The 23,754-nt window shown below is 46.6% G+C and carries 23 protein-coding genes and 1 pseudogene; 12 read left to right on the forward strand and 12 right to left on the reverse strand.

What is annotated here, in order from left to right:
* Window positions 1–18 precede the first annotated feature (18 nt).
* From AB4133_RS08975 to AB4133_RS09005, 7 genes are all read left to right on the forward strand, one after another.
* The gene (locus AB4133_RS08975; RefSeq protein ID WP_016766965.1) at window positions 19–705 is read left to right on the forward strand and encodes a DNA-3-methyladenine glycosylase I; all 687 of its coding nucleotides are present in this window, start codon (window positions 19–21) and stop codon (window positions 703–705) included.
* Between the two features lie 274 nt (window positions 706–979).
* Complete coding sequence (locus AB4133_RS08980; RefSeq protein WP_108185319.1) at window positions 980–1,714, forward strand: GntR family transcriptional regulator; 735 nt, start codon at window positions 980–982, stop codon at window positions 1,712–1,714.
* Between the two features lie 481 nt (window positions 1,715–2,195).
* Window positions 2,196–3,641, forward strand: a complete 1,446-nt coding sequence (xdhA, locus tag AB4133_RS08985; protein ID WP_032549154.1) for a xanthine dehydrogenase small subunit — start codon at window positions 2,196–2,198, stop codon at window positions 3,639–3,641.
* A complete protein-coding gene (xdhB, locus tag AB4133_RS08990; RefSeq protein ID WP_372224246.1) occupies window positions 3,634–6,039 on the forward strand; it encodes a xanthine dehydrogenase molybdopterin binding subunit in 2,406 nt (801 codons plus the stop codon). The genes xdhA and xdhB overlap by 8 nt, the downstream gene beginning before the upstream one ends.
* 54 nt (window positions 6,040–6,093) lie before the next feature.
* Window positions 6,094–6,975 carry a xanthine dehydrogenase accessory protein XdhC gene (gene xdhC / locus AB4133_RS08995; protein ID WP_372146525.1) on the forward strand — a complete coding sequence of 294 codons (882 nt, stop codon included), beginning with the start codon at window positions 6,094–6,096 and terminating at the stop codon, window positions 6,973–6,975.
* Window positions 6,976–7,034: 59 nt separating this feature from the next.
* Window positions 7,035–8,369, forward strand: a complete 1,335-nt coding sequence (gene guaD / locus AB4133_RS09000; RefSeq protein ID WP_102320851.1) for a guanine deaminase — start codon at window positions 7,035–7,037, stop codon at window positions 8,367–8,369.
* Between the two features lie 287 nt (window positions 8,370–8,656).
* Window positions 8,657–9,538, forward strand: a complete 882-nt coding sequence (locus tag AB4133_RS09005; protein ID WP_004732869.1) for an AEC family transporter — start codon at window positions 8,657–8,659, stop codon at window positions 9,536–9,538.
* Window positions 9,539–9,649: 111 nt separating this feature from the next.
* Here AB4133_RS09005 and AB4133_RS09010 read toward each other — a convergent pair whose 3' ends face one another.
* The 3 genes from AB4133_RS09010 to AB4133_RS09020 are packed head-to-tail and all read right to left on the reverse strand — an operon-like array spanning window position 9,650 to window position 11,002.
* A complete protein-coding gene (locus tag AB4133_RS09010) occupies window positions 9,650–10,030 on the reverse strand; it encodes a carboxymuconolactone decarboxylase family protein (protein WP_017061604.1) in 381 nt (126 codons plus the stop codon).
* Window positions 10,031–10,090: 60 nt separating this feature from the next.
* The gene (locus AB4133_RS09015) at window positions 10,091–10,447 is read right to left on the reverse strand and encodes a MerR family transcriptional regulator (protein ID WP_017061603.1); all 357 of its coding nucleotides are present in this window, start codon (window positions 10,445–10,447) and stop codon (window positions 10,091–10,093) included.
* A gap of 36 nt (window positions 10,448–10,483) precedes the next feature.
* The gene (locus AB4133_RS09020) at window positions 10,484–11,002 is read right to left on the reverse strand and encodes a hypothetical protein (RefSeq protein ID WP_017061602.1); all 519 of its coding nucleotides are present in this window, start codon (window positions 11,000–11,002) and stop codon (window positions 10,484–10,486) included.
* A 438-nt stretch (window positions 11,003–11,440) separates the two neighbouring features.
* On the opposite strand from AB4133_RS09020, the gene AB4133_RS09025 reads away from it, so the two are divergent.
* Complete coding sequence (locus AB4133_RS09025) at window positions 11,441–11,719, forward strand: hypothetical protein (protein WP_102351827.1); 279 nt, start codon at window positions 11,441–11,443, stop codon at window positions 11,717–11,719.
* A 109-nt stretch (window positions 11,720–11,828) separates the two neighbouring features.
* Here the strand turns inward: AB4133_RS09025 and AB4133_RS09030 are convergent.
* From AB4133_RS09030 to puuE, 9 genes and pseudogenes are all read right to left on the reverse strand, one after another.
* Window positions 11,829–12,011: pseudogene (locus AB4133_RS09030) on the reverse strand (GrpB family protein); the annotation flags it as partial.
* A 16-nt stretch (window positions 12,012–12,027) separates the two neighbouring features.
* Window positions 12,028–12,267 carry a hypothetical protein gene (locus tag AB4133_RS09035; RefSeq protein WP_017064998.1) on the reverse strand — a complete coding sequence of 80 codons (240 nt, stop codon included), beginning with the start codon at window positions 12,265–12,267 and terminating at the stop codon, window positions 12,028–12,030.
* A 96-nt stretch (window positions 12,268–12,363) separates the two neighbouring features.
* Window positions 12,364–12,960, reverse strand: a complete 597-nt coding sequence (locus tag AB4133_RS09040) for a DJ-1/PfpI family protein (RefSeq protein WP_102320848.1) — start codon at window positions 12,958–12,960, stop codon at window positions 12,364–12,366.
* 47 nt (window positions 12,961–13,007) lie between these two features.
* Window positions 13,008–13,388, reverse strand: a complete 381-nt coding sequence (locus AB4133_RS09045) for a hypothetical protein (protein WP_372073882.1) — start codon at window positions 13,386–13,388, stop codon at window positions 13,008–13,010.
* A gap of 227 nt (window positions 13,389–13,615) precedes the next feature.
* On the reverse strand, window positions 13,616–14,935 hold the full coding sequence (locus AB4133_RS09050) for a urate hydroxylase PuuD (RefSeq protein WP_372224247.1): 1,320 nt from the start codon (window positions 14,933–14,935) through the stop codon (window positions 13,616–13,618).
* A 14-nt stretch (window positions 14,936–14,949) separates the two neighbouring features.
* Window positions 14,950–15,510 carry an ureidoglycolate lyase gene (locus AB4133_RS09055; protein ID WP_004732859.1) on the reverse strand — a complete coding sequence of 187 codons (561 nt, stop codon included), beginning with the start codon at window positions 15,508–15,510 and terminating at the stop codon, window positions 14,950–14,952.
* Between the two features lie 14 nt (window positions 15,511–15,524).
* Entirely contained in the window at window positions 15,525–16,511 is a 987-nt protein-coding gene (gene alc, locus AB4133_RS09060) for an allantoicase (protein WP_004732858.1), read from the reverse strand.
* A 123-nt stretch (window positions 16,512–16,634) separates the two neighbouring features.
* On the reverse strand, window positions 16,635–17,150 hold the full coding sequence (gene uraD / locus AB4133_RS09065) for a 2-oxo-4-hydroxy-4-carboxy-5-ureidoimidazoline decarboxylase (RefSeq protein ID WP_017086622.1): 516 nt from the start codon (window positions 17,148–17,150) through the stop codon (window positions 16,635–16,637).
* Window positions 17,151–17,172: 22 nt separating this feature from the next.
* Complete coding sequence (gene puuE / locus AB4133_RS09070) at window positions 17,173–18,111, reverse strand: allantoinase PuuE (RefSeq protein ID WP_017069065.1); 939 nt, start codon at window positions 18,109–18,111, stop codon at window positions 17,173–17,175.
* 411 nt (window positions 18,112–18,522) lie between these two features.
* Here puuE and uraH point away from each other — a divergent pair, with 411 nt between their 5' ends.
* The 4 genes from uraH to AB4133_RS09090 all read left to right on the forward strand — a co-directional run bounded on the left by uraH (window position 18,523) and on the right by AB4133_RS09090 (window position 23,668).
* Complete coding sequence (uraH, locus tag AB4133_RS09075; protein ID WP_017069064.1) at window positions 18,523–18,876, forward strand: hydroxyisourate hydrolase; 354 nt, start codon at window positions 18,523–18,525, stop codon at window positions 18,874–18,876.
* 244 nt (window positions 18,877–19,120) lie between these two features.
* Window positions 19,121–20,464: an NCS2 family permease gene (locus AB4133_RS09080; RefSeq protein ID WP_372073890.1), complete on the forward strand. Its 1,344-nt coding sequence runs from the start codon at window positions 19,121–19,123 to the stop codon at window positions 20,462–20,464.
* A 217-nt stretch (window positions 20,465–20,681) separates the two neighbouring features.
* Entirely contained in the window at window positions 20,682–22,133 is a 1,452-nt protein-coding gene (locus tag AB4133_RS09085) for a nucleobase:cation symporter-2 family protein (RefSeq protein ID WP_372170688.1), read from the forward strand.
* Between the two features lie 173 nt (window positions 22,134–22,306).
* Complete coding sequence (locus AB4133_RS09090) at window positions 22,307–23,668, forward strand: 8-oxoguanine deaminase (RefSeq protein WP_372224248.1); 1,362 nt, start codon at window positions 22,307–22,309, stop codon at window positions 23,666–23,668.
* Window positions 23,669–23,754 lie beyond the last annotated feature (86 nt).

The raw sequence follows: 23,754 nt of genomic DNA on the forward strand, positions 1-23,754 counted from the left end.
TTTAGTTTGGAACCTTCAATGACCCAAGAAAAATTCGACACCATTTATCAACGTGCGGCTCACCGTAAAGGCGGAGCGGCCGAACTCGAAAAGATTGTCCGTGCGCCCCTTTCACAAGCCGAGTTATCACAAATCACTGATGACCGTTGGCTGGCCGCTTTTACCGAAAAGGTCTTCCAGTGTGGTATTTCGTGGAATGTGGTGAGAAAGAAGTGGCCACAATTTGAAGAAGTATTCTTTGAGTTCGATATTGAAAAGATGCTGATGCTGCCGAATGAGATGTGGGAACAGAAAGCGCAAGACCCGCGCATTATTCGCCACCTCACCAAGGTAATGACCATCCCTGCCAACGCCATGATGATCCACAATGCCAAGCGTGAAGCGGATTCCTTCTCGCAAATGGTTGCCGACTGGCCATCAGAACGTATCACCGAGCTGTGGGATTACCTGAAAAAACACGGCAAGCGATTAGGTGGTAATACTGGAGCCTACACTCTGCGCCAAATGGGTAAAGATACCTTCATCTTGTCATCAGATGTTGAAGCACACCTACGCAGCACAGACGTGGTTGATAGCGGTCGTAACACCAAGCGAGCACAACTGGCAGCGAGTAAAGCCTTCAACGAATGGCAGCAACAGTCAGGTCGTAGCCTGAGCGAAATCAGTCAGATCGTGGCATACAGTTGCGGCGATAATCGAGTATAGCTTTAAACAGAACGCGCATTTAGCTTTAATTACATACACACTTAGCTTCGACCAGATGAGCACTAAGCTTCAAACCAAAACTCACTTTTTAAAAAGTACATAGTTCAATATTGCACCGATTTGTACGAAGCTGAATGTTATAAGTCATTAACAAATAAGCGTGCATCGCACTTTCATCCGGTGGCATTGTATAGATAAATGTATACAATATAGAGTAATACTCATGAATTATTCTCGACCAACCCAACTCGACTAAACAAGGGCCCTTATCTCTATGACAGCTCTCAAAAACTCTGTCTCCAAAGGTGTAAAAACGAAAGTAACAGGCCAGACTCAAGACGATGTTGTTTACTGCCATATCTTCGACGCGATACTAGAACAAAGGCTGCCACCAGCCACCAAATTAAGCGAAGAAGCACTAGCAGAAATCTTTGGCGTTAGCCGTACTATTATCCGCCGTGCCTTGCTGCGCCTCTCCTTAGAACAAGTTGTGGTGATCCGTCCTAACCGAGGTGCTGTGATTGCAGCCCCAACAGTAGACGAAGCCAAGCAGATATTTAAAGCACGTGAAGTGATGGAAATTGCTATCACTGAGCTAGCGGTGAAAAACGCAACCAAAGCCCAAATCGACGAGTGTAGAAAACTGGTCGCGAAAGAGAACTGCGCCTTTGACCAAGGTGACTATGGTTCTGGCCTACGTTTGTCTGGTGAGTTCCACATCAAATTGGCTGAAATGGCAGAGAACGCGCCACTGCTGGCTTTCCAACGCAGCTTGGTATCGCAAACTTCACTGCTGATCGCTCAGTACGAAACGGGCAACCACTCGAACTGTTCTCTAGACGAACACTCAGGCTTACTGGATGCGATAGAGTCAGGCAATGAACAACAAGCCGTAGAGTTGATGCAAGAACACCTAAGCCATATTCGTTCGAAGCTCAACCTAGACAGCAGCACAGCTTCTAGTGATCTGCATGTCGTGTTCTCAGATCTGCTTAAGAGTAAGTCATAGACGATTCAACAAACGATTGATAACCATCTGTTAACAACTTTTTGTTAACAGCTTTTTGTTAACAGCTTTTCGTTAACAAAATTGGAGAGAAGTAAGCCTTCGTGTTTACTTCTCTTTTTTATGCCCTCTCACCTAAAAATAAAGACGACGATCGGCTCACATCCATCTAAAACACTGTCTATTCTAGCCTCAACAACGATCTTAGCCTCTACAGAATCACTCCCAACAGTGCCATAAATCTTGTCTTTATCTTGTATACATAGCTATCCATTCATTCACACCATAAAACTGTTCAATCTCAATCCAAACCCTTATAAAACAGACGACTATGACCAAAATTAAATTGTATACAATTCACGACAAGCCATCTTTGTTACATTTTTGTAAATAAATAGTTGACCGCAGGGTCAGGATGGATAATTATTGACCTAGAAGTCAAAAAGAATACACATGGAAATATGTCGATTTACAAGGAGGTCTCTTGATTACTTTTTTGCTCAATCAGGAAATAAGACGCGAAGATAATCTGTCGCCAAATATGACAGTGCTCAACTACCTTCGTACCAAGATAAATAAGACGGGTACAAAAGAAGGTTGTGGGTCGGGCGACTGTGGCGCATGTACGGTAGTTCTGGGTGAAGTGGTTGATGGACAACTGCAATACCGCTCGGTGAACTCTTGCCTTACGTTCGTTTCAGCGCTGCATGGCAAGCAACTGATCACAGTAGAAGATCTGCAAAATCGAGATCGCTCATTGCACCCAGTGCAAAAAGCGGTGGTTGATTTTCACGGTTCACAGTGTGGTTACTGCACGCCGGGCTTCATCATGTCGATGTTTGCGCTAGGCAAAAACAAACCCGATGCGAGCAAAGAAGACGTCATGGAATCACTGGCGGGTAACCTATGTCGTTGTACAGGCTACCGACCAATTGTTGATGCTGCGATGTCACTTTCAACAGACCAACCTTTGATCGACCAATTTGCTGAACTTGAACGCAACACCATCAAGAAGCTAGAAAGCATTCAAGACACTGAGGCCAACTTACGCCTTGGTCACCTCACCGCTTTTTCCCCAAAAAGCACCGATGAGTTGGCCAAGCTTTTTCAAGCCCACCCGAACGCTAAGCTGGTTGCTGGCGGTACGGATTTAGCGCTGGAAGTGACGCAATTCCATCGTGAGATTGAAACACTGATCAGCGTGAACCTTGTTGAAGACATGAAGGTATGTGAAGAGACCGACACCGATCTAATCATTGGTGCCAACCTGCCTATCAGTGATTCTTACTCACTATTGAAAAAACACTACCCAGATTTTGGTGAACTACTGCATCGCTTTGCTTCACTGCAAGTACGTAACCAAGGCACCATCGGCGGTAATGTGGCGAATGCCTCGCCTATCGGAGACACCCCTCCTCTACTGATTGCCCTGAACGCGAAGATCAAACTGCGCTGTGGTGATGAGTCACGTACCATGCCGATTGAAGATTACTTCATCAGCTACAAAGTGACGGCGCAAAAAGAGAGTGAGTTCATTGAACAGATCATCATTCCTAAGCCAACTAACGACAGCTTCCGAGCTTACAAACTGTCTAAACGTTTAGACGACGACATCTCTGCGGTGTGTGGTGCGTTTGATATTCAAATCGAAGACGGCAAGGTTTCTTATGCTCGTATCGCTTTCGGCGGTATGGCTGCAACACCTAAGCGCGCGGCGCGTTGTGAAAATACGTTATTAGGCAAACCATGGACAGACGCTAATATTAAGTTAGCGATGCAGGAACTGTATAACGACTTTGAGCCGCTATCTGATTTCCGTGCCAGCCAAGAATACCGTTCATTGTCGGCAGCCAATATGTTGCGTCGTTACTTCATTGAACAGCAGAACAAAAACAACCAAATCGAAACAAGGGTAACGTCTTATGTCTAAATCAAATTCCTCTGTTCACAAGAGCAATGCGATGACCCACGAAGAGATGGTTACCATTGCAAAACAAGACCTAAAAACTGGCGTAGGTAAAAGCGTAAAACACGACAGTGCAGCCAAGCAAGTCACGGGCGAAGCGGTATACATTGACGACCGCCTAGAGTTCCCAAATCAGCTGCACGTCTACGCACGCCTGAGCACTCAAGCACACGCGAACATTACCAATATAGATTTATCACCGTGTTACGAATTTGAAGGTGTGGCGATTGCCATTCAAGCCAAAGACGTACCAGGTGAATTGGACATTGGTGCAATCCTACCGGGCGACCCACTGCTTGCCGATGGCAAAGTAGAATACTACGGCCAACCTGTGATTGCTGTGGCAGCTAACGATCTAGAAACCGCACGCAAAGCCGCGCACGCAGCCGTTATTGAATACGAAGAGCTACCAGCCATTCTTGATGTGAAAGAAGCGCTGGCAAAAGAGCACTTCGTAACAGAAAGCCACACTCAACAGCGTGGTGACTCAAAAGCAGCACTGAAAAAAGCGAAACACGTGATCTCTGGTGACCTAGAGATCGGTGGCCAAGAACACTTCTACCTAGAAACGCAAATCAGTAGTGTAATGCCAACCGAAGACGGCGGCATGATCGTCTACACCTCTACACAGAACCCGACCGAAGTTCAAAAGCTGGTTGCGGAAGTGATTGGCGTGCCGATGCACAAAGTCGTGATTGATATGCGTCGTATGGGTGGTGGTTTCGGTGGTAAAGAGACTCAAGCAGCCTCTCCAGCCTGTATGGCTGCGGTGATTGCTCACCTCACCGGACGACCAACCAAAATGCGTCTGCTACGTAACGAAGACATGCAGCAAACTGGTAAACGCCACCCGTTCTACAATCAATATACGGTCGGTTTTGACGACAATGGTGTGATTCAAGGTGCCGATATTACCGTTGCAGGTAACTGTGGTTACTCTCCAGACTTATCAAGTTCTATCGTCGACCGCGCAATGTTCCACTCAGACAACGCCTATTACCTAGGTGATGCAACTGTGGTTGGTCATCGATGCAAAACCAACACCGCATCGAATACCGCTTACCGTGGCTTTGGTGGCCCGCAAGGCATGATGACGATTGAACACATAATGGACGAGATTGCGCGTTACCTGAAAAAAGATCCTTTGGAAGTACGTAAGGCGAACTACTACGGCGAAGAAGGCCGTAACGTGACCCATTACTACCAAACCGTTGAAGACAACTTTTTACCTGAGATAACCGAACAGCTTGAACGCAGCAGTGACTATCACGCACGTCGTAAAGAAATCGCTGAGTTCAACAAGCAAAGCCCTATCTTGAAAAAAGGCCTTGCGATCACACCAGTGAAATTCGGCATCTCGTTTACTGCGACTTTCTTGAACCAAGCAGGTGCGCTCATCCATATCTACACCGATGGCAGTATTCATTTGAATCACGGTGGTACGGAAATGGGGCAAGGCTTGAACATCAAAGTGGCACAAATCGTTGCACAGGAGTTCCAAGTCGATGTCGAACGTATCCAGATCACCGCTACAAACACAGACAAAGTTCCGAACACATCACCAACCGCAGCCTCATCGGGCGCCGACCTCAACGGTAAGGCCGCGCAAAACGCCGCAATGACCATTAAGCAACGCCTGATTGACTTCGCTTCTTCGCACTTCAAAGTGTGGCCTGAAGAGGTTGTGTTTAAGAACGGCATGGTGCAGATCCGCGACGAGATCATGACCTTCAACTCGTTTGTTGAACTGGCTTGGTTTAACCAAATCTCGCTGTCGAGCACTGGTTTCTACCGCACTCCGAAGATCTATTACGATCACGAGAAAGCACGCGGTCGCCCGTTCTACTACTACGCATACGGAGCATCTTGTTCAGAAGTTATCGTCGATACCCTAACCGGCGAGAACAAGATTCTACGTGTCGATATTTTGCATGACGTGGGCGCTTCATTGAACCCAGCAATTGATATCGGCCAAGTCGAAGGTGGCTTTGTGCAAGGTGTCGGTTGGTTAACCACGGAAGAGTTGGTTTGGAACCAGCAAGGCCGCTTGATGACCAATGGTCCTGCGAGTTACAAGATCCCGGCGATTGCTGATATGCCAATTGATTTCAGAACGCATCTTTTAGAAAACCGTAACAACCCAGAAGACACCGTCTTCAACTCGAAAGCCGTGGGTGAACCGCCTTTCATGTTGGGTATGTCGGTATGGAGCGCACTGAAAGACGCAATCAGCTATGTCGCCGTCGATGGCGCGATTCCTAAGCTCAACACACCTGCAACGCCAGAACGTATTCTGATGGCGATTCAGGAAGTCACTGAAACGGCTCCGACTTCGGTCGATGCTCAATCAGAAACGGCTTAGGGCTCATATCGATCGTTTAGCTTGGGAAGCATAAAAAGGGATTTAGGAGGACATATGTTTAAGGATAATTGGATTCACGAACTGGCAAAGCTGGAAGAGAGCTACGAACCATGTGTCATGGTGACAGTGCTTGAAGACAGAGGCTCAGTGCCACGTGATGCGGGCACCAAGATGCTTGTCACTCGTGACCGAATCATCGCTACGATTGGTGGTGGTCACCTTGAACATGTGGCCACTAAAATGGCTCGAGAGATGCTGATTGCCAGTGAAAAGTCGCTCAAAGTGGAACGTTTTAACCTAGGCGCTCGTTTGGGCCAGTGTTGTGGCGGAATGGCAACATTAAGCTTTGAACCGATTGGCACTCAACAGAACCACCTTGTGCTGTTCGGCGCAGGCCATGTTGCCAAAGCGCTGCTGCACATTGTCGCGACTCTGCCCTTCCGTGTGACCTGGATTGATGAACGTGAAGAAGTGTTCCCTGAAACGCTGCCACACGGTGTGAAAAAGCTTGTCTCAGACGATCCAGTCGGTGAAGTGAAACACATGCCACCGAACAGCTATTACCTGGTGATGACACACAACCACCAGCTAGATTTCGATTTAACCAAAGCGATTATCGACCGTGAAGACAGCCGTTACTTCGGCATGATTGGCTCGCTTACTAAGCGCAAGAAGTTCGATTTCCGCTTAGAGCAACGTGGTTACAGCCAAGAACAGATAGAAACTATGCTTTGCCCGATTGGTATAAGTGCGGTGAATGGCAAACATCCTGCGGAAATTGCGGTGTCGGTTGCGGGTGAACTGATCGCACACTATCAAGGCCAAGCACTTGAACAAAAGCGCCCAACCAAACAATATCGAAATCAGGATTTGACCGATCAACACAGTCAACCAAGCGACGTAGGCGAACCACCATTGGAAGAGAAGATCGCCTAATAAAAGTCGCAAAGCTTCAGTGGCCATAACGTCGCTGAAGTCATTAAAAGGAAGTAAACATGACAACGCAACGCAAAGCTTATCGCGCCAGCATTTTACACAGCGTCGCCGACCCAAAAGACGTCGGTATCGATGAGTCTTACGACTATTTTGAAGACGGTGTTTTAGTGGTTGAGAACGGCCATGTCGTCGACTTAGGCCATGCCGATGAGGTATTGGCTCGCCAACCTAAAACACTCGAAGTAAAAGAATACAAAGACAAGCTGATCACCTCTGGCTTTATTGATACGCACATCCACTACCCTCAAACAGGGATGATCGCGTCTTACGGTGAGCAGCTTCTTGATTGGTTAGAAAACTACACCTTCCCAGAAGAAAAACGCTTCAAAAACCCAGTTTATGCACACAAAGTTGCGAAGCTATTCCTAGACGAACTAGCAAGCAACGGCACAACCACGGCACTCGTGTTCGGCACGGTACACAAAGAGTCGGTTAACGTTTTCTTTGAAGAAGCTGAGAAGCGCAACCTACGTATGATTGCGGGTAAGGTTTTGATGGATCGCAATGCGCCTGATTACCTCACCGACACGCCAGAATCTGGCTACGCCGACTCCAAAGAACTGATTGAGAAATGGCACAACCGCAGCCGTTTGCTTTATGCCGTGACACCTCGTTTCGCGCCAACCAGTACACCAGAACAATTGGCTACCGTTGGTAAATTGCTAGAAGAGTACCCAGATGTGTATATGCACACGCACCTTTCTGAAAACGAGAAAGAGATTGAATGGGTAAAAGAACTGTTCCCAGAGCGCGACAGCTATTTGGATGTGTATGACCACTATGGCCTACTGCACAAACGTTCGGTTTTCGCCCATGGCATTCACTTGTCTGATTGCGAATGTAAGCGCCTAGCCGACACGGAATCTGCCATTGCTTTCTGCCCGACCTCTAACCTGTTCTTAGGCTCAGGTTTATTCCGATTACCAGAAATGGAAGAGCACGGCATTCGTGTTGGTATGGGGACTGATGTCGGCGCAGGCACTAGCTTCTCAATCCTACAAACCATGAGTGAAGCCTATAAGATCATGCAGCTTCAACATAAGAAATTGCACCCAGCTAAGTCGCTATTCTTAGCCACATTAGGTGGTGCACGTTCACTGCATTTAGAAGACAAGATTGGCAACTTGGAAGTAGGAAAAGAAGCCGATTTCGTGGTGTTGGACTTACACGCCACACAATTGATGCGCTTTAGAATGGAACAAGCGACCAAGCTTGAAGAGAAGCTATTTGTATTGATGAGCCTGGGTGACGACAGAACCGTCAGCGAGACTTACATCTACGGCGAGAAAGCCTACGATGTGAATTTCAAAGATTATCAAAAGCTCGTTAGCTAGACTGAAAACCGAGTAACAATCGCTAGACAGCGACAGCCGTCGTTAATTAAAAATCCGTCCAGATTTATCTAGCCTTGAAAGACCAGTTGCTGATGCCACTGGTCTTTTTTGTGCTTCATTCAAAGAAATATAAATTAACCGTTCACAAACAACGATCTTCGGTGACGCCAAGTCATTATATTGATAGGTTAATGTTTATACATATCGACTTCATACTTCACTTTAGCGTCTCTCTAAAACATTCGTTTCTCAGCTAAATGGAAGCACTCAATCTAGAAAGGAATTCTATGTTCGAACAGGTCGTCAGCATTCTGTTTCCCGTTTTTGCTTTAGCCAGTGCTGGCTTTGCGGTGGGTCGTTGGCTCAAGCCCGATTTCAAACCGATCAATCGCATCAACATGGATGTGTGTATTCCTGCGCTAGTGTTTGCCTCGCTGACCACCATGCCTCTCGACACCGAACAACTGCCACTCATCACCGCCTCTTTGGTCGCGGTGTTGGTGCCCGCTTTATTGATGATACCAATCTGTAAGATCTTTAAGCTCAACTTCAAAGCTTGGGCGCCGCCACATATGTTCCGCAACAGTGGCAACCTGGCCATTCCCCTGTTCACCTATACCTTTGGTGAGAGTGCATTAGCCCCTGCGGTATTGCTGTTTGTGGTATCGGCATGCGTGCACATTAGTGTCGGTTTAGCGCTACTAAGCGAAGGTAATCCGATCAAACAGATCCTCAAGATGCCGATATTCTTAGCCGCAGCATTAGCGATGACGCTCAACCTGTCTGGCATTGCAGTATGGAATCCAATCTACGAAGCAACATCGCTACTCGGCCAAGCAGCCGTGCCCATCATGCTGTTGTCGTTGGGTTCGCAAATGGTGAACTTGAAGCTAAGCGGACTCAAAGTTGGCTTGCTGTGTACGGCTCAATCGCTGTTTACTGGTGCCATCGCCTTCGCCATCATCTACTTCTTTATCCCGCTGCCAACGCTGCACCTACAAATGATGGTGCTGTTCACCATGCTGCCACCCGCCGTGATGAACTACTTGTTCGCAGAAAGATTCAATGTCGAGCCGCCCAAGGTCGCGTCCATGGTGTTGTTCGGCAACTTCCTAAGCGTGGTTACCTTGCCTATTTTACTGTCGTTCGCGCTGTCTATGTCATCTTAAAGAACCGCGAACCTTCAGGTTTACGACCTTTAAAACTTAGCCAATCAATAAAAAGGGAACGCAACTTAGCAAAGTTGACGCTCCCTTTTCAGACTATATTTTCTATTTATCTCAAGCTGTGCCTCTCTCCGCAAGCACCTCTTTAAATGCGAACATGCCATTTAACGCCGCTGGGAATCCCGCATACACCGACATCTGCAATATCACTTCTTTAATCTCTTCCTCGCTGCATCCAACATTGAGTGCCGCATTCAAATGCACCTTAAGCTGAGGGACACAATTACCGAGTGCGGTAAGGGCAGCGACGGTCGCGATCTCTCGTGATTTCAAATCCAAACCGGGGCGTGAATAGATATCACCAAAAGGATACTCGATAGTATATTTTGCAAGATCAGGGCAGATGTCTTGCAGGCTTTCAATAACCTGTTGCCCTGCTTCTCCGTCGATATGATTAAGTCTTTCTAAGCCAATGTCGAAACGTGATTGATTCATGAGTTTGTTCCTGTATTTATAGTTCACAGGAACACCTTACAAGTTAGAGTCGACTCTAAGTCAACGGACTTTTCCATCTCGATACAAACTAATTTTTTGCTCTAGCGCAGCCAGATGCTTTTGCTGCTCTTCGATATGGGACCTCAAATTCTGTTGATGTTGTTCGAGCAACACTTGGCGCTGCGAAGTCGATTCTGGCCCTAATTCCCTTAGCTTTGCGTATTCTAAAATCTCATCCAGTGGCATTGCGGTGTCTTTTAAGCGCTTCACGAACTCAATCCAGGTAACATCTTTCGATGTATAGACTCGATGCCCGCTGCTGTTTCGCTGAACATTTTTCAACAAGCCGATTTTTTCATAGTAGCGAAGCGTGTGGGCTGACAAACCCACCAACCGAGAAAACTCACTCACATTCATTACTTCACCTTTTCTATCTGGGTATAGGAACTCAAACTATGCGCACTTATCTAATTTGAGCTCTGCGGTCACTTTCGTCAAACGCAACGCAATAGCGAAACAGACTAAGTAAGGACTCACATACCAGAAGAGGCTTTCTAATGGCTGCTTCACCTGCGCTTCTCTGGTTTTTATGTATTGGTTTTTCTGCTTCTCATACTGACTCAACATACCATCCACCCACACTGCATCACTTTCAACCAGCGACACGCTAGGCGCAGGAACCGTAAAATCCGATGCGTTGGGTAACAAGGTAAAATCGACATCTTTGAACGTGATCGCCGTATTCAAATACCACAAACACGCTTCGTGGTGCTGAGCGTGATTATCTAAAGATGGCTGACCAGTGCAGGTATCACTTCTTAATTTATCCAAAGAAAACTGCTGAACCGATTCTAAAATCGCGACCGCTCTAGTTTGTTCTGTTTCAACCCAATCGCCCGCTACTTTCGCACGAATCTCAGACACTGCACCCAGCATCCCGATACCCGCTAGAAACGGCCATAAATAATCCATGAGCTTCCACTTTCGTCGGCTCAAGTTGAACCCACACCAAATCGGAAGATGAAAAAGGAGCGTTAGCCCAAGCGATAGCAAAACGAAATTCAAGGAGCTAGAGAGCATGAGTTCGCTATCAAAGAAGTTCTTCATAATGAGAGACTTGCCTGTATAACAAAGAGAAATTTGATACTAGGTTCGATACTTGAAAAGAGTGTAAGGGGAAAGTAAAAACAGCACAAAAAGTAGTGTAATAAACAATAGAGCGATATTCCTCCCTATATATCTCAGATCAAACCATAAACCAAACACAATAAAACCGGAAGACTCATTAACCCAGCAAATATCAGATCACAAAACAATCAATCAAATCAAATATTTAACTAAATTCTTGACTAAAAATAAGATAGATATAGAGTGCGAGAATAACAACTAAATGCATAAGGAAGCATAATTATGAATGACGCAATTCAACAAGCTCGCATACAAAACAAAATGAAAAATCCTATGATAGCGCTACTGTTAGGTTTTGTAATACCAGGAGGCGCTCAGATGTATGCAGGGAGCGTCATGTGGGGAGTTGTTAACTTAATTCTCATCGTAGTTTGCGCGATCACCGTTATTGCTTCTCCAGTATCATTTATTTTATGGATAGTTTCGCTTTTCCTAGGTTACAAGGGCACCAAAGCTTATAACGATTCAGTTCTTGATAAAGCAGAATCTGCAGAATCATAATCAATAAATGTTGATAGTCTAACTTCACTAGGCTATCAACATTTAAGTTCCACTCATAGTCAATAACACTGACCACTTGCAAGGCCACATCATCAGCAGATGTGGATTACAACATACCAAGTTCAATACCTACGAAAATATCTAGATCGCCCTTAGACACGGCAAAAGGAATAGAAGATGCGCCTACGTGCTCAACTCTCGCGTTAGGGATTAGCTTTTTGATGTCACGTTCGTATCGGATAAACAGCTCGTTGCAAGCCGCTTGGTATTGTTCCGCAGGGTAAAATTTCATATATCTTCACTCCGAATCACAAACTATTGAAGACACCAATTGCTAACAGAAGCAACACGATACTAATAGCTCCGATATAAGAGATTCTGGTTCGCTCTTTGTCGGTTGGAATCAATGGGGGAAAGCGCCCTAGTGTGAATACTTTACAGACTATCCAGCCAGCTCCGTAACCAATGAACTCAATCAAGATCGACTGAAACAGATACCTAAAGAATGAGCTCAATGCCCTAAAATACGCGACTATCAAGTCTTCCATTTTTTGTCCTAAGTAAAGTCAATTTGGACTAAAAATGCCATGGGTAGAGATTCATATCAAGAACCTTATACAGGACTGCGCACGCAATGAATCAGTTTAAACGTAAGTACTTACTATCGACATGCAATGATTCACAGAGTCTTCTTTCTCACCAACAGGCGCAACATAGTGAATTGCAGCTTCGGCATGCGCTTGGTCTGCGAGTTTACTGATAACCCATGCAGCTAAGTATTTAGACGACAAGCAGCCACCCGCTGTAGCAATGTTACCTTCCGCATAAAACGGCTGGTCCAACACGTTCACACCGGATTCAATTACCCATGGCTTCGTTGTTAAATCAGTACAGGCTGGAACTTGATTCAGTAACCCCAATACCGACATCAATAAAGTCCCTGAGCATTGACCACCAATCAATTGTGTTTGTGGATTAAGGTTTAACCTTGAGAGTAATTTATCATCTTGGGCGACATCGCGGGTCAACATGCCACTACCAAACAACACCGCATCAGCTGTATTCGCGAACTCTAAAGGCTGTTGAGATTTAATTGTGACTCCATTCATTGAAGTCACTGATTCTGTAGGGCTAGTAATCTGCACATTCCAACCAAACTCTTTCATTCGATTCAAAATACCCGATGCGATGAAAGAATCTAGCTCGTTAAATCCATCAAATGTTAGTACGGCAATATCCATATTATTCCCTTCCTAAATCACTACATTTACGATTATTTTCAAAATAGTTAGTCGCAACGCCCTTTGATATTACCAACAAACATGTTGGCGCCATTAAAGTCACCAAAACCATTTATAGATTTAGTGTAAACCGCTTTTTCTTTCTCAGGATAAACAGCCCAAGTCTCAATAGTTGATTCGCCGTCAGTACCAACATCCGCACAAATTAGAGTGGATGAACCAACCTGAAAGCAATTCATATTATTTGGAGATACGCTACTTTCCTCACCTTTAAACTCAACGATGAATTTTTGAGATGAAATACCATCTTTATCAATTTCAAAGCTTTCAAATTGACGAGTAGAAAAACCTTTGAGATCACCTACAACAAAGCAACTAGCTTGTACTGAAAATGCCAATAGAGCCCAAATAACCACAAGATATTTCATATCTTCTCCAGATCACGAGCAGAAGTTAATTCAGCTCACTTTAATCCAGATATGCATTTATAGTCACCAACTGAATGATAAATCTGCATTTCCTTTGTCCAAAAACAAAAAGCCCCGGTTATAGGAACCGGGGAAACAGGGTGGGATGAGTTTGGCGCGTGCCCGAAACCAAACTCTCCCCAAGCCTCACCCAAGACTCATGCTCTTAGGTAAAGGATTTCACATCATTATTGAAGCGTAGCGCCTTGCTCTACCCAAGTGCCGATGAGTGCGCGTTCTTCGTCGGTCATTTGAGTCATGTTGCCGAGCGGCATCACCTTGGTTGTTACGGTTTGAGCAACAATCCTTGGGACGTTGGCTTTAATCTCTTCTGGGGTATCAAACATCACACCGGCTGGCGCAGCAGCAAAAGCGGCGTGGCTCGGGGTTGATGAGTGGCACACAGAACAGCGCTCTTGAATGACTTTGTTGATGGTTTCAAAGCTGACGCCTGCGCTAGCCGTTTGCATTGCGTGGTCTGCTGGTGCAGCTTGAGAACTAGCCGAAGTTGAAGCTGTGCCGTTTTCAGCAAGCTCTTTTGTCGCCGATTCAGTCGCGCTTACTTGCACTTCTTGAACCACTGGCGCTTGCACAACCGGAGTCATCTGCTTTTTCGCGTAAGGCGAGGTAACAAACGCAAGCGTGATCATACCCAATGCCGCTACAGGTACTGTCCATGCAAACTTCTGGCTACCATGACGGGTGTTGAAGTAGTGACGCACCAAGATACTGAAGATCGCTAACCCAGCAAGAATCAGCCAGTTGTATTCCGAGCCATAAGTGCTTGGGAAGTGGTTACTGATCATGATGAACAGCACTGGCAATGTCATGTAGTTGTTGTGACGAGAACGCAGTAAACCTTTCGCTGGCAATGCAGGGTCCGGCTCGCGCTTCTCTTCTATCGCTTTCACCAAGTTACGCTGCGCAGGCATGATAACGCGGAATACGTTACCGACCATGATGGTACCAATGATTGCGCCAACGTGAATATAAGCACCACGGCCACTGAACACTTGAGTTAGGCCATATGTCGCAGCGACGAGCAGCACAAACAGCACAACGCCAAGCAACACGGGGGTTTTACCTAATGGCGAGTCACACAGTAAGTCGTAGATAAACCAGCCGGCAACGAATGAACCAATACCAATCGCGATTGCCGTTGTTGAATCAAGGCCAGAGCCCGGTGCAATCAGGTAAATCTCCGCGTTGAGGTAGTAAACCACACCCAGTAGACACACACCTGTGATCCACGTGAAGTAGGCTTCCCATTTGAACCAGTGCAGGTGCTCTGGCATCTCTGGGGGCGCAAGTTTGTACTTCTCTAGGTGATAAATACCACCGCCGTGAATTGCCCATAAGTCGCCTGAAAGGCCCGTTTTAGGGTTAACTCGGTTAAGGTTATTCTCTAACCAAACAAAGTAAAATGATGCGCCTATCCACGCAACACCAACAATCATGTGAGCCCAGCGTATTGCTAAATTCAACCATTCTGTAATATGCGGATCCATAATAAACTCCTGTATCACAACGCTTTAGCTAAGCGTTGCTCTTCCTTATTGTCGTCCGTTGGCAGATCGTCCAAATGCAACGCCACTCGGTCGCTGTCGAAATAAACTTCGTCACAGTTGTGTCCTTCGCCGCCTCTATCGACGATCAAGAACTGGTCTTGATCGGTGAGGGCGAGAACTGGGTGATGCCACACCCCTTTGTGATAGTTCACTCCTTGACGGCCGTTGCTCAAGAAAGCTCGGCTATTGGCTAATGTTGGATCGTCGCCTTTTGGCGCAACAACAATTAAATAGGGTTGACCAAGTAATGGAATGAATGCCTGAGAGCCAAGTGGATGACGCTCTAACATTTTGATGGTCAGTGGGTAGCTCAGCGGTGTGGCTTGGAAGATGCTGATGATGGCTTCTCCGTCTTGGTCTTGCACATCCGTTGTCGCTAGCTTGTGGTAGCGACGTGTTGATCCACTGTTGATCATGAAGAAATCACTATTATCGGACTCGATAACATCGCCAAACTCTGCAAAAGCCTGCTTGGTTAACGGTTCGATGGATAAACGACGTATTCCATTACTCATACTCATTTCCTTACCTATTTCGCTTTCGTACCAAACAGACGCAAACGGCTGATACCACCATCTGGGAATATGTTTGCACGTACGTGGGTAATCGCACCAAGGTCGTTTACCTCAGAAATGAATTCGTGAATCTCGTGCGCTTGCAGCTTTTGTGCAGGCAACAGTTCACGCCAGAATAGGCTTTGTGTTTCTACTTGGTCGTCGGTACCGCCTTTCACGTAAGCCGCTTGAATTGAGCAGCTGTCAGGGTAGTTACCTTTGAAATGAGCCGTATCAACAACGATGCGTTCGATGTTACCTGGGTGGCCTAGTGCCACGATAACCCAGTCGTTACCCGGTGTACGACGACGCGCTGTTTCCCAACCGTCACCCATGTTTTCACCGCGGCCTGGGCCTAAGATGTTGGCTTTGTTTCCGTAGTGTTCGTCACTACATGCGAGTGCTCGGCCACCGTGTTCAACCGATGCTAGGTCAACTTGTTGCTGAGAATCTATTGCTTCCCAATCGACACTTGGTCGACCATAAACACGTAAGCGTGCGACACCGCCATCTGGGTAGATGTTCAAACGTAGGTGCGTAAATACTTGGTCACTTTCGATTGCTTCAAGATGATGATGATCACCCTGCAATGCCATTGAAGGCAGAATTTCTTGCCACTCTGTTGCGTCTGTTGGCTCACCTTGTGGTGAATAACACGCGTCAATTGATGCCGAAGGTGGGAAGTTACCTGTGAAGAATGAGGTATCAATATCAACGCCAGCAATGGTGCCAGCTAGGCCAAGGCGAACGACACAGTAGTCGTAACCTTCACCACGTTTACGTCTGCTTTCCCAACCGTCCATCCACTTGCCGTTATCGTCGTATAAGTCGTCTTTCCACTCTGGCGCTGCGTGGCTGAGAAGACGGCTTTTATCTGCAAAAAAATCGTCTGTTGCGAAGGTAGCTTCTGCGCCGAGTTTTTCGTCTGCAAGGTTTATGTATTGTTCAAATGTTTGGGTCATGTCCGTGTAATCCTATCCAATTAATCAAGTAATAATAAAATGAGAACTTAGTGGCTTATTCGCTTATAAAGCGTGCTCTTAGCGCACTAAGACTGGGCTGAGATAGCTGTTAACTCCGTTAACTTACATATCCCAGAGACGAAACATCGCGATCTTGTTGATCTCTTGAATCGCCGTAGCAAACTCAGTTTCACTATCATTTCCTAATCGCATCTCGAACGACTCAAGAATTTGGTAACGATTGGCTCCCTTCACCGCCATGATAAAAGGGAAATTGAAGCGACTTTTGTAGCTGTTGTTGTAAGAAGTGAATTTTTCAAATTCTTCGGCGTTGCACTGGTCGATGCCCGCCCCCGCTTGTTCTTTGGTCGACGACTCGGTGAGTTCGCCGTTTACTGCTGCTCGACCGGCTAAATCCGGGTGAGCATTGATCAAAGCCAACTGTTTGCCTTGGTCTGCACCTAACAAGGTCGATGCCATTTTCAGATGAAGATTCTCGATATGGTCGTCTTCGGCATTCAAACCTTGGTCATACACCACTTCTGCAACCCACGGGCTGTGTTCGTAGACATCAGCAAAGTGAGCGACAAAGGTATCGCGGTCCATGGTTGTTGGTTGGCATGATCGAAATTCAGTCACGTTAAGCCTCCTTGCTTCACTGCTACTTTTGCTGTTGATGATTAGCGTTATTTGGTTGATATGGATGATGTTGGTGCCAGTGGTTGGCGATATCGATTCGACGACATAACCACACGCTGTCGTGCTGTTTTACGTAATCTAAGAAACGTCTTAATGCAGCAATACGACCGGGGCGACCAATCAGACGACAATGCAACCCAACCGACATCATTTTCGGTGCGGTTTCGCCTTCCATATAAAGGGTGTCAAACGTGTCTTTCAGATATTGGAAGAACTGCTCACCAGAGTTAAAGCCTTGCGCCGTTGAAAAACGCATGTCGTTCACATCAAGTGTATAAGGGATCACCAATTGCGGATGACCAGTCTCGGTGTGCCAATAAGGCAGGTCATCATCATAGGCATCTGAGTCATAAAGAAAACCGCCCTCTTCTGCAACCAAGCGACGCGTATTTGGCCCAGTTCGACCTGTGTACCAACCTTTTGGGCGTTGACCCGTCACTTGTTGGATGATCTCGATCGCTTTGGTCATGTGGTCGCGCTCTTCAGACTCATCAATGTATTGATAGTCTATCCAGCGATAACCGTGGCTACAGATTTCGTGCCCCGCTTCGACCATGGCTTTAGCAACGTCAGGATGACGCTCAATCGCCATTGCAACCGCAAAGACGGTCAGTGGGATTTCATATTCATCGAACAAGCGAAGAACACGCCATACACCCGCACGGCTACCATATTCATAGATGGACTCCATGCTCATGTGACGTTCGCCTTTGATCGGCTGTGCTGACGGGATCTCTGAAAGAAAAGCTTCAGACTCGTCGTCTCCATGTAACAAACAACGCTCACCGCCCTCTTCATAGTTCAATACAAAAGAAACCGCGACGCGCGCATTACCTGGCCATTGAGGGTTTGGAGGGTTAACTCCGTAACCGATCAAATTTCTTGAATAATCCTTATTCATCCAAGTACTCCTAACATAAGTGGTTGGCTTAGCCGCTCTTTAAATAAGTCACCAAATGATTCAACCAAATGGATTCTCGATAAACAGAGCAACCTTATCCCTGTACATTTATTGTATACAATTATTTATCTCAATGTAAAGATTTTGTTATTCAAGTTAAATTTGCGCACTATTGCCAATTAAAAACAACAACTTAATAAAACCAAAACTCACCAAAAAACGATAATCAAGATCTATAAAGTCAGAAAAAACGACACAGTGGTTAACATTTTTCCAACAATTCGCTTTACTAATTGTGTACAGTTCGTACATAGTTAGTGATAACAAAGTGACCAGTTGCATTCTTTGCAAGGTCGAAACAGACAGATAAACCACGGAACAGAGGAGCGCCAAAAGCGCTAATAAAGGACTATGGGAAGATTAACAACACACGTATTAGACACGACTCACGGCTTACCGGGTGCAGAGATCAAGGTAGAGCTTTATAAGGTCAATGAAGACTCAACAGAAAAGTTGGCGACGGTAATCACTAACTCCGATGGCCGAACCGATGCGCCGATTCTGGCAGGGAATGATTTCCGACCGGGGAAATATCAATTGGTGTTTTACGTTGCGGATTACTACAAAAGCAAAGGTGTGGAATTGGATGGTGTGCCTTTCCTAGACGATGTGGTTATTCGCTTCGGCTTGGATGATCCCGATGCGCACTACCACGTTCCGCTTTTAGTCTCACCATACAGTTTCTCGACTTATCGGGGCAGTTAGTCCCGATGCTTAGAATCCCGATCTAGGCTCTATCACCCAATAATAAACAGATTCATGCGTGCATCTAAAAAGATGCGCGCTCATTAAGCACGCTCACATAAAAATACTAACAACGTTAACAGTTAAAAAATGAGCCACGAAAAGCTTATTCATAACGAGTTAGAGCTAGGAAAAACCTTAAAACTTAATATTGAAATCTCGCTGTATTCAATAAATGGATCACAACATAAAAGGACTTGCAGACATGAGTGAGAGTAAAACAGAAATACTCAACCAAGATGCGAACAACGGAATTTTAGAGAAACTCTTTAAGATTAAGGCACACGGAAGCAGCGTAAAAAATGAGTTAGTCGGCGGTGTCACCACCTTCGCAACCATGGCTTATATCATCTTCGTTAACCCACAAATCATGGCCGCTTCAGGTATGGATGCAGGGGCTGTATTTGTCGCTACCTGTATTGGTGCTGCGATCGGTTGTTTGTTAATGGGGCTATTTGCGAATTGGCCTGTCGGACTTGCGCCGGGCATGGGCTTGAACGCCTTCTTCTCGTTCACAGTAGTAAGCGAAATGGGCTACAGCTGGGAAGTCGCGCTAGGTGCGGTGTTTATCTCCGGTATCTTGTTCGTCGGGATGAGCTTTTACAAAGTCCGCCAATGGATCATCGAGAGTATTCCAGAGAGCTTGCGCTATTCAATGACTGCAGGTGTTGGTTTGTTCTTAGGTCTAATTGGCTTAAAAACAGCGGGTATCGTCGTCGAAAACCCAGCAACTTTGGTTTCATTGGGTGACTTCACGAAACCAGAAGCTCTGCTTGCTGCGATTGCATTCTTGATCATTGCGGTTCTGAGTGAGCGTAAAGTATTTGGTGCGGTGTTAATCGGTATTTTGAGTGTAACGCTCGTCGGCATGATGCTTGGCTTAGTGCATTACAACGGCTTCTTCGCGGCGCCACCAAGCTTAGCGCCTACGTTCCTAAAAATGGACATTATGGGCGCTCTCGATGTTTCAATGATCAGCGTTATCTTGGCTTTCCTTTTTGTAAACATGTTCGATACCGCGGGTACTTTGATGGGCGTGGCCGAGCGTGCAAACCTAACTAACCCTGAAACAGGAAAAATTGAAGGCCTAAGCAAAGCGCTGAAAGCCGACAGTATCTCAAGTGTGGCAGGTGCGTGTGTGGGTTGTCCGCCAGTAACCAGTTACGTAGAAAGTGCAGCGGGCGTTGCAGCAGGCGCACGAACAGGCCTATCTGCGATTGTGGTTGGGGTGTTGTTCTTAGCGGCGATTTTCCTATCTCCACTTGCAGGCATGATCCCAGCTTACGCAACCTCTGGCGCGTTGATTTACGTGGCATTCGTAATGATGAGCAGCATGCAGCACGTTGATTGGAAAGACTTCACCAACGGTGCTCCTGCAGCCATTACCGCGTTAATGATGCCCCTTACCTTCTCTATCGCGAATGGTATCGCACTGGGTTTCATTACCTACACAGTGCTGAAACTGGCGACAGGCAAAACAAAAGACGTATCAATTTCGATGTACTTCCTAGCGGCTATCTTCATCGCCAAGCTCGTGTTCATCGGCTAATCACCCAACGTAACTATCGCTTGGCCTGTTCGCAGGCTGAGCTATCAAGAAACAGGTTACAACACCATTTTTAAGAAAAAGCTAATTGTGCTAATCAGCGGAACGCACAAACATCCGCTCGGTTAGTGCACCTTTTTTATGACACTACGCAGTTTGTAGAAGTCATTATTTGACCGCCAATCGCCTGTAAACGGAAACGCAGGCAGAGGAATATCAAATGAAACTTCTGTACACCCTAAATGAAAGACCGCCTCATGGGCTAACCCTCCTACTCGCACTGCAACACATGCTCGCCTCGATTGGTGGCATCGTCGCTGTTCCCCTTATTGTCGGCGCTTCTATCGGCTTGCCTAACACAGAGATCGTCTCGCTGATCAATGCTGCGCTACTGGCGTCAGGTATTGTGACCGTCGCTCAATGTCTTGGTTTTGGTCCTGTCGGTATTCGACTGCCCGTTGTAATGGGTTCAAGCTTTGCCTTTTTAGGTGTCGCTATTTCAATCGGCAATGAAGGCGGTGTCGCCGCAATCATGGGCTCAGCGCTTATCGGCTCGTTCGTGGTAATTGGTGCCAGCTTCTATATGGACAAGGTTCGGAAACTATTCCCAACCGTGGTAAGTGGTGTAGTGGTTACCTTAATCGGCTTAACCATTTTACCGGTTGCCATGAACTGGGTCGGAGACTCTCCTGCCAACACAGAACAATTCGCCACGCTGCCAAAGCTGTTTCTAGCACTGATCTCTTTGGGGATTGTGGTTGGCGTATCGGTTTACTGTAAAGGCGCGGTTGCTGCTTCGGCCATCGTGATTGGTTTAGCGGGCGGTTACATTGTGGCGCTATCACTCGGCATGGTCGACCTTGAGCAAATCAGCTCTGCCGCTTGGGTTGGCGGACCTGAGCCCTTCAAATATGGCTTTACCTTTTCTGCGAGTGCCATCATCAGTATGAGCTTGGTGTACATCGTGGTTATCGCCGAAGCTACGGGTGATTTCATGGCATTAGGCAACAACTGCCAAACCCAAGTCAGCGGTAAAGATCTAAAACGTGGTCTGCTAGGCGATGGCCTTGGTAGTACGCTCTCTTCGATTTTAACAGCGATGCCATTGGCGTCATTCAGTCAAAACGTCGGCATTGTAGGCATCACAGGGGTAGCAAGTCGCTATGTAGTGGCTGCAACAGGTGGTTTACTAATTTTAGGCGGTTTATTCCCGAAATTAGCTGCAATTGCCGTCACGATTCCGAAACCTGTTTTGGGTGGTGTGGGCTTTGTGATGTTCGGTATGATTGCTTACGCGGGTATCCGCATGTTGATCAAAGCCGCAGACACCAAACGAAATGCCTTGGTAATCTGTGTAGGTTTGGCGTCTGGCTTGGCCGTCACTTTCGAACCAAGACTGCTACAACACTTGCCGCACGATTTGGCGAACTTCCTTCACTCGGGCATCACCACAGGCACCATTATGACGGTTCTGCTAAATCTTGTGTTACCAAAATCATCAAAAGCTGAAGAACAAGAAGCATTAGCCGAGAGCCAAGCGCAAGTTGAGCTAGAAATGAAAGAACAGGCTGAAGAAGAGCTACACTCAGGCGAGCAATTAGAGATTCAACAAGCAAGTACAGAAGCAGACGTTCAAGCGGCATCAGAAAATCCTGATCCAAAAACGAACTAGCTGATTCTCGAACTAACGGGTTCACTGACTAACGTAAAACCGATTTCCGTAGGATCAGGGCTGATTACAACATCGAACGTTTTAACGCCCTGATTCGAATTTATCTTTCAACAGCAAATACCAATAAAGACCCTCTTCCCTGAAAAGGCTGAGATGGCTAAGGACTACTATGAATGGAAACCATCTGGATTAAGAATCCTCTCGCAATCTACACTGGCTCACTGGCTGATGCAGAAGGCGGCATTGTCATTAAAGGTAATAAGATCATTGAATTGGTTGGTAAACACAAAGAACCAACCTTACCCGTAGATTACAGCGTCGACGCCTCTCGTCATGTTGTGACTCCTGGGCTTATCAATGCGCACCACCACTTCTATCAAACCTTAACTCGTGCCTACCCCGGCGCACTCAATAAAGAACTCTTCCATTGGCTACAAAGCCTATACCCAGTTTGGGCCAACCTCGATTCGGAGATGATGAGCCTCGCAACAGAGCTTGCTCTGGTTGAGCTGATGATGTCGGGCTGTACCACTGCTTCCGATCACCATTACTTGCTACCAGACGGGCTTGAGCACGCTATTGATTTGCAAGTCGAGGCCGCAGAGAAACTGGGCGTTAGAGCGATATTTACCCGAGGTTCCATGAGCCTAGGGGAAGATGAGGGTGGATTGCCACCAAGACACACCATTCAAACCGAACAAACCATCATTGATGACAGCCAACGCTTGATTCGTGATTACCACCAGCGTGATGAAGGGGCGATGATTCAAATCGCGCTCGCGCCTTGTTCGCCGTTCTCAGTCACTACCGACCTGATGAAAGAGACCGCCAAGATCAGTGAGCGTGAAAACGTCATGATGCACACGCACCTATGCGAAACGCTCGATGAAGAAGACTTCTGTATAGAGAAGTTTGGCTTACGCCCTGTCGATTACCTAGAAGATGTGGGTTGGCTGAACGAGCGCACTTGGCTCGCTCATGGTATTCACTTCAATCCAGAAGAGATCAAACGTTTGGGTAAAGCAGGCATTGGTATCAGTCACTGCCCAACTTCCAATATGATGTTGGCTTCCGGTATTTGTAAAAACAACGATCTAGAAGCAGCAGGCGTAAAAGTCGGGCTAGGTGTGGATGGTTCGGCCTCAAACGACGGCTCTAATATGATTGCCGAAGTGCGCATGGCGATGTATCTACAACGCCTGCAATATGGTTCCGCCAACGTTTCACACTTTGATGCACTGCGCTGGGCGACATCAGGCTCTGCACGAGCAATGGGCAGAACGGATATCGGTACGCTAGAAGTCGGTAAACAAGCCGACATCGCGATGTTCAAGCTCGACGACATTCGTTTCTCTGGTAGCCACGATCCACTGGCTGCACTACTACTTTGTGGAGCTCAACAAGCGGATAAAGTGATGGTAGCCGGAAAATGGCGAGTTAACGATGGAGCAGTAATTGGAGTAGACATGGAGCAACTAATGCACCGCCACCATGCAGCTGCAATGAAGCTAGGTAAACTGGCGATGAATAACTAGGTACACGCCAACTAGAAAAGCGAAAACAAAAAGGCCGACATGATGTCGGCCTTACTTATTCATTCACTGTCCCGTCCTGAAATGTG

It is taken from the genome of Vibrio sp. 10N.286.52.F8 (genome assembly GCF_041468745.1).
GTDB classification, from domain to species: domain Bacteria; phylum Pseudomonadota; class Gammaproteobacteria; order Enterobacterales; family Vibrionaceae; genus Vibrio; species Vibrio crassostreae_C.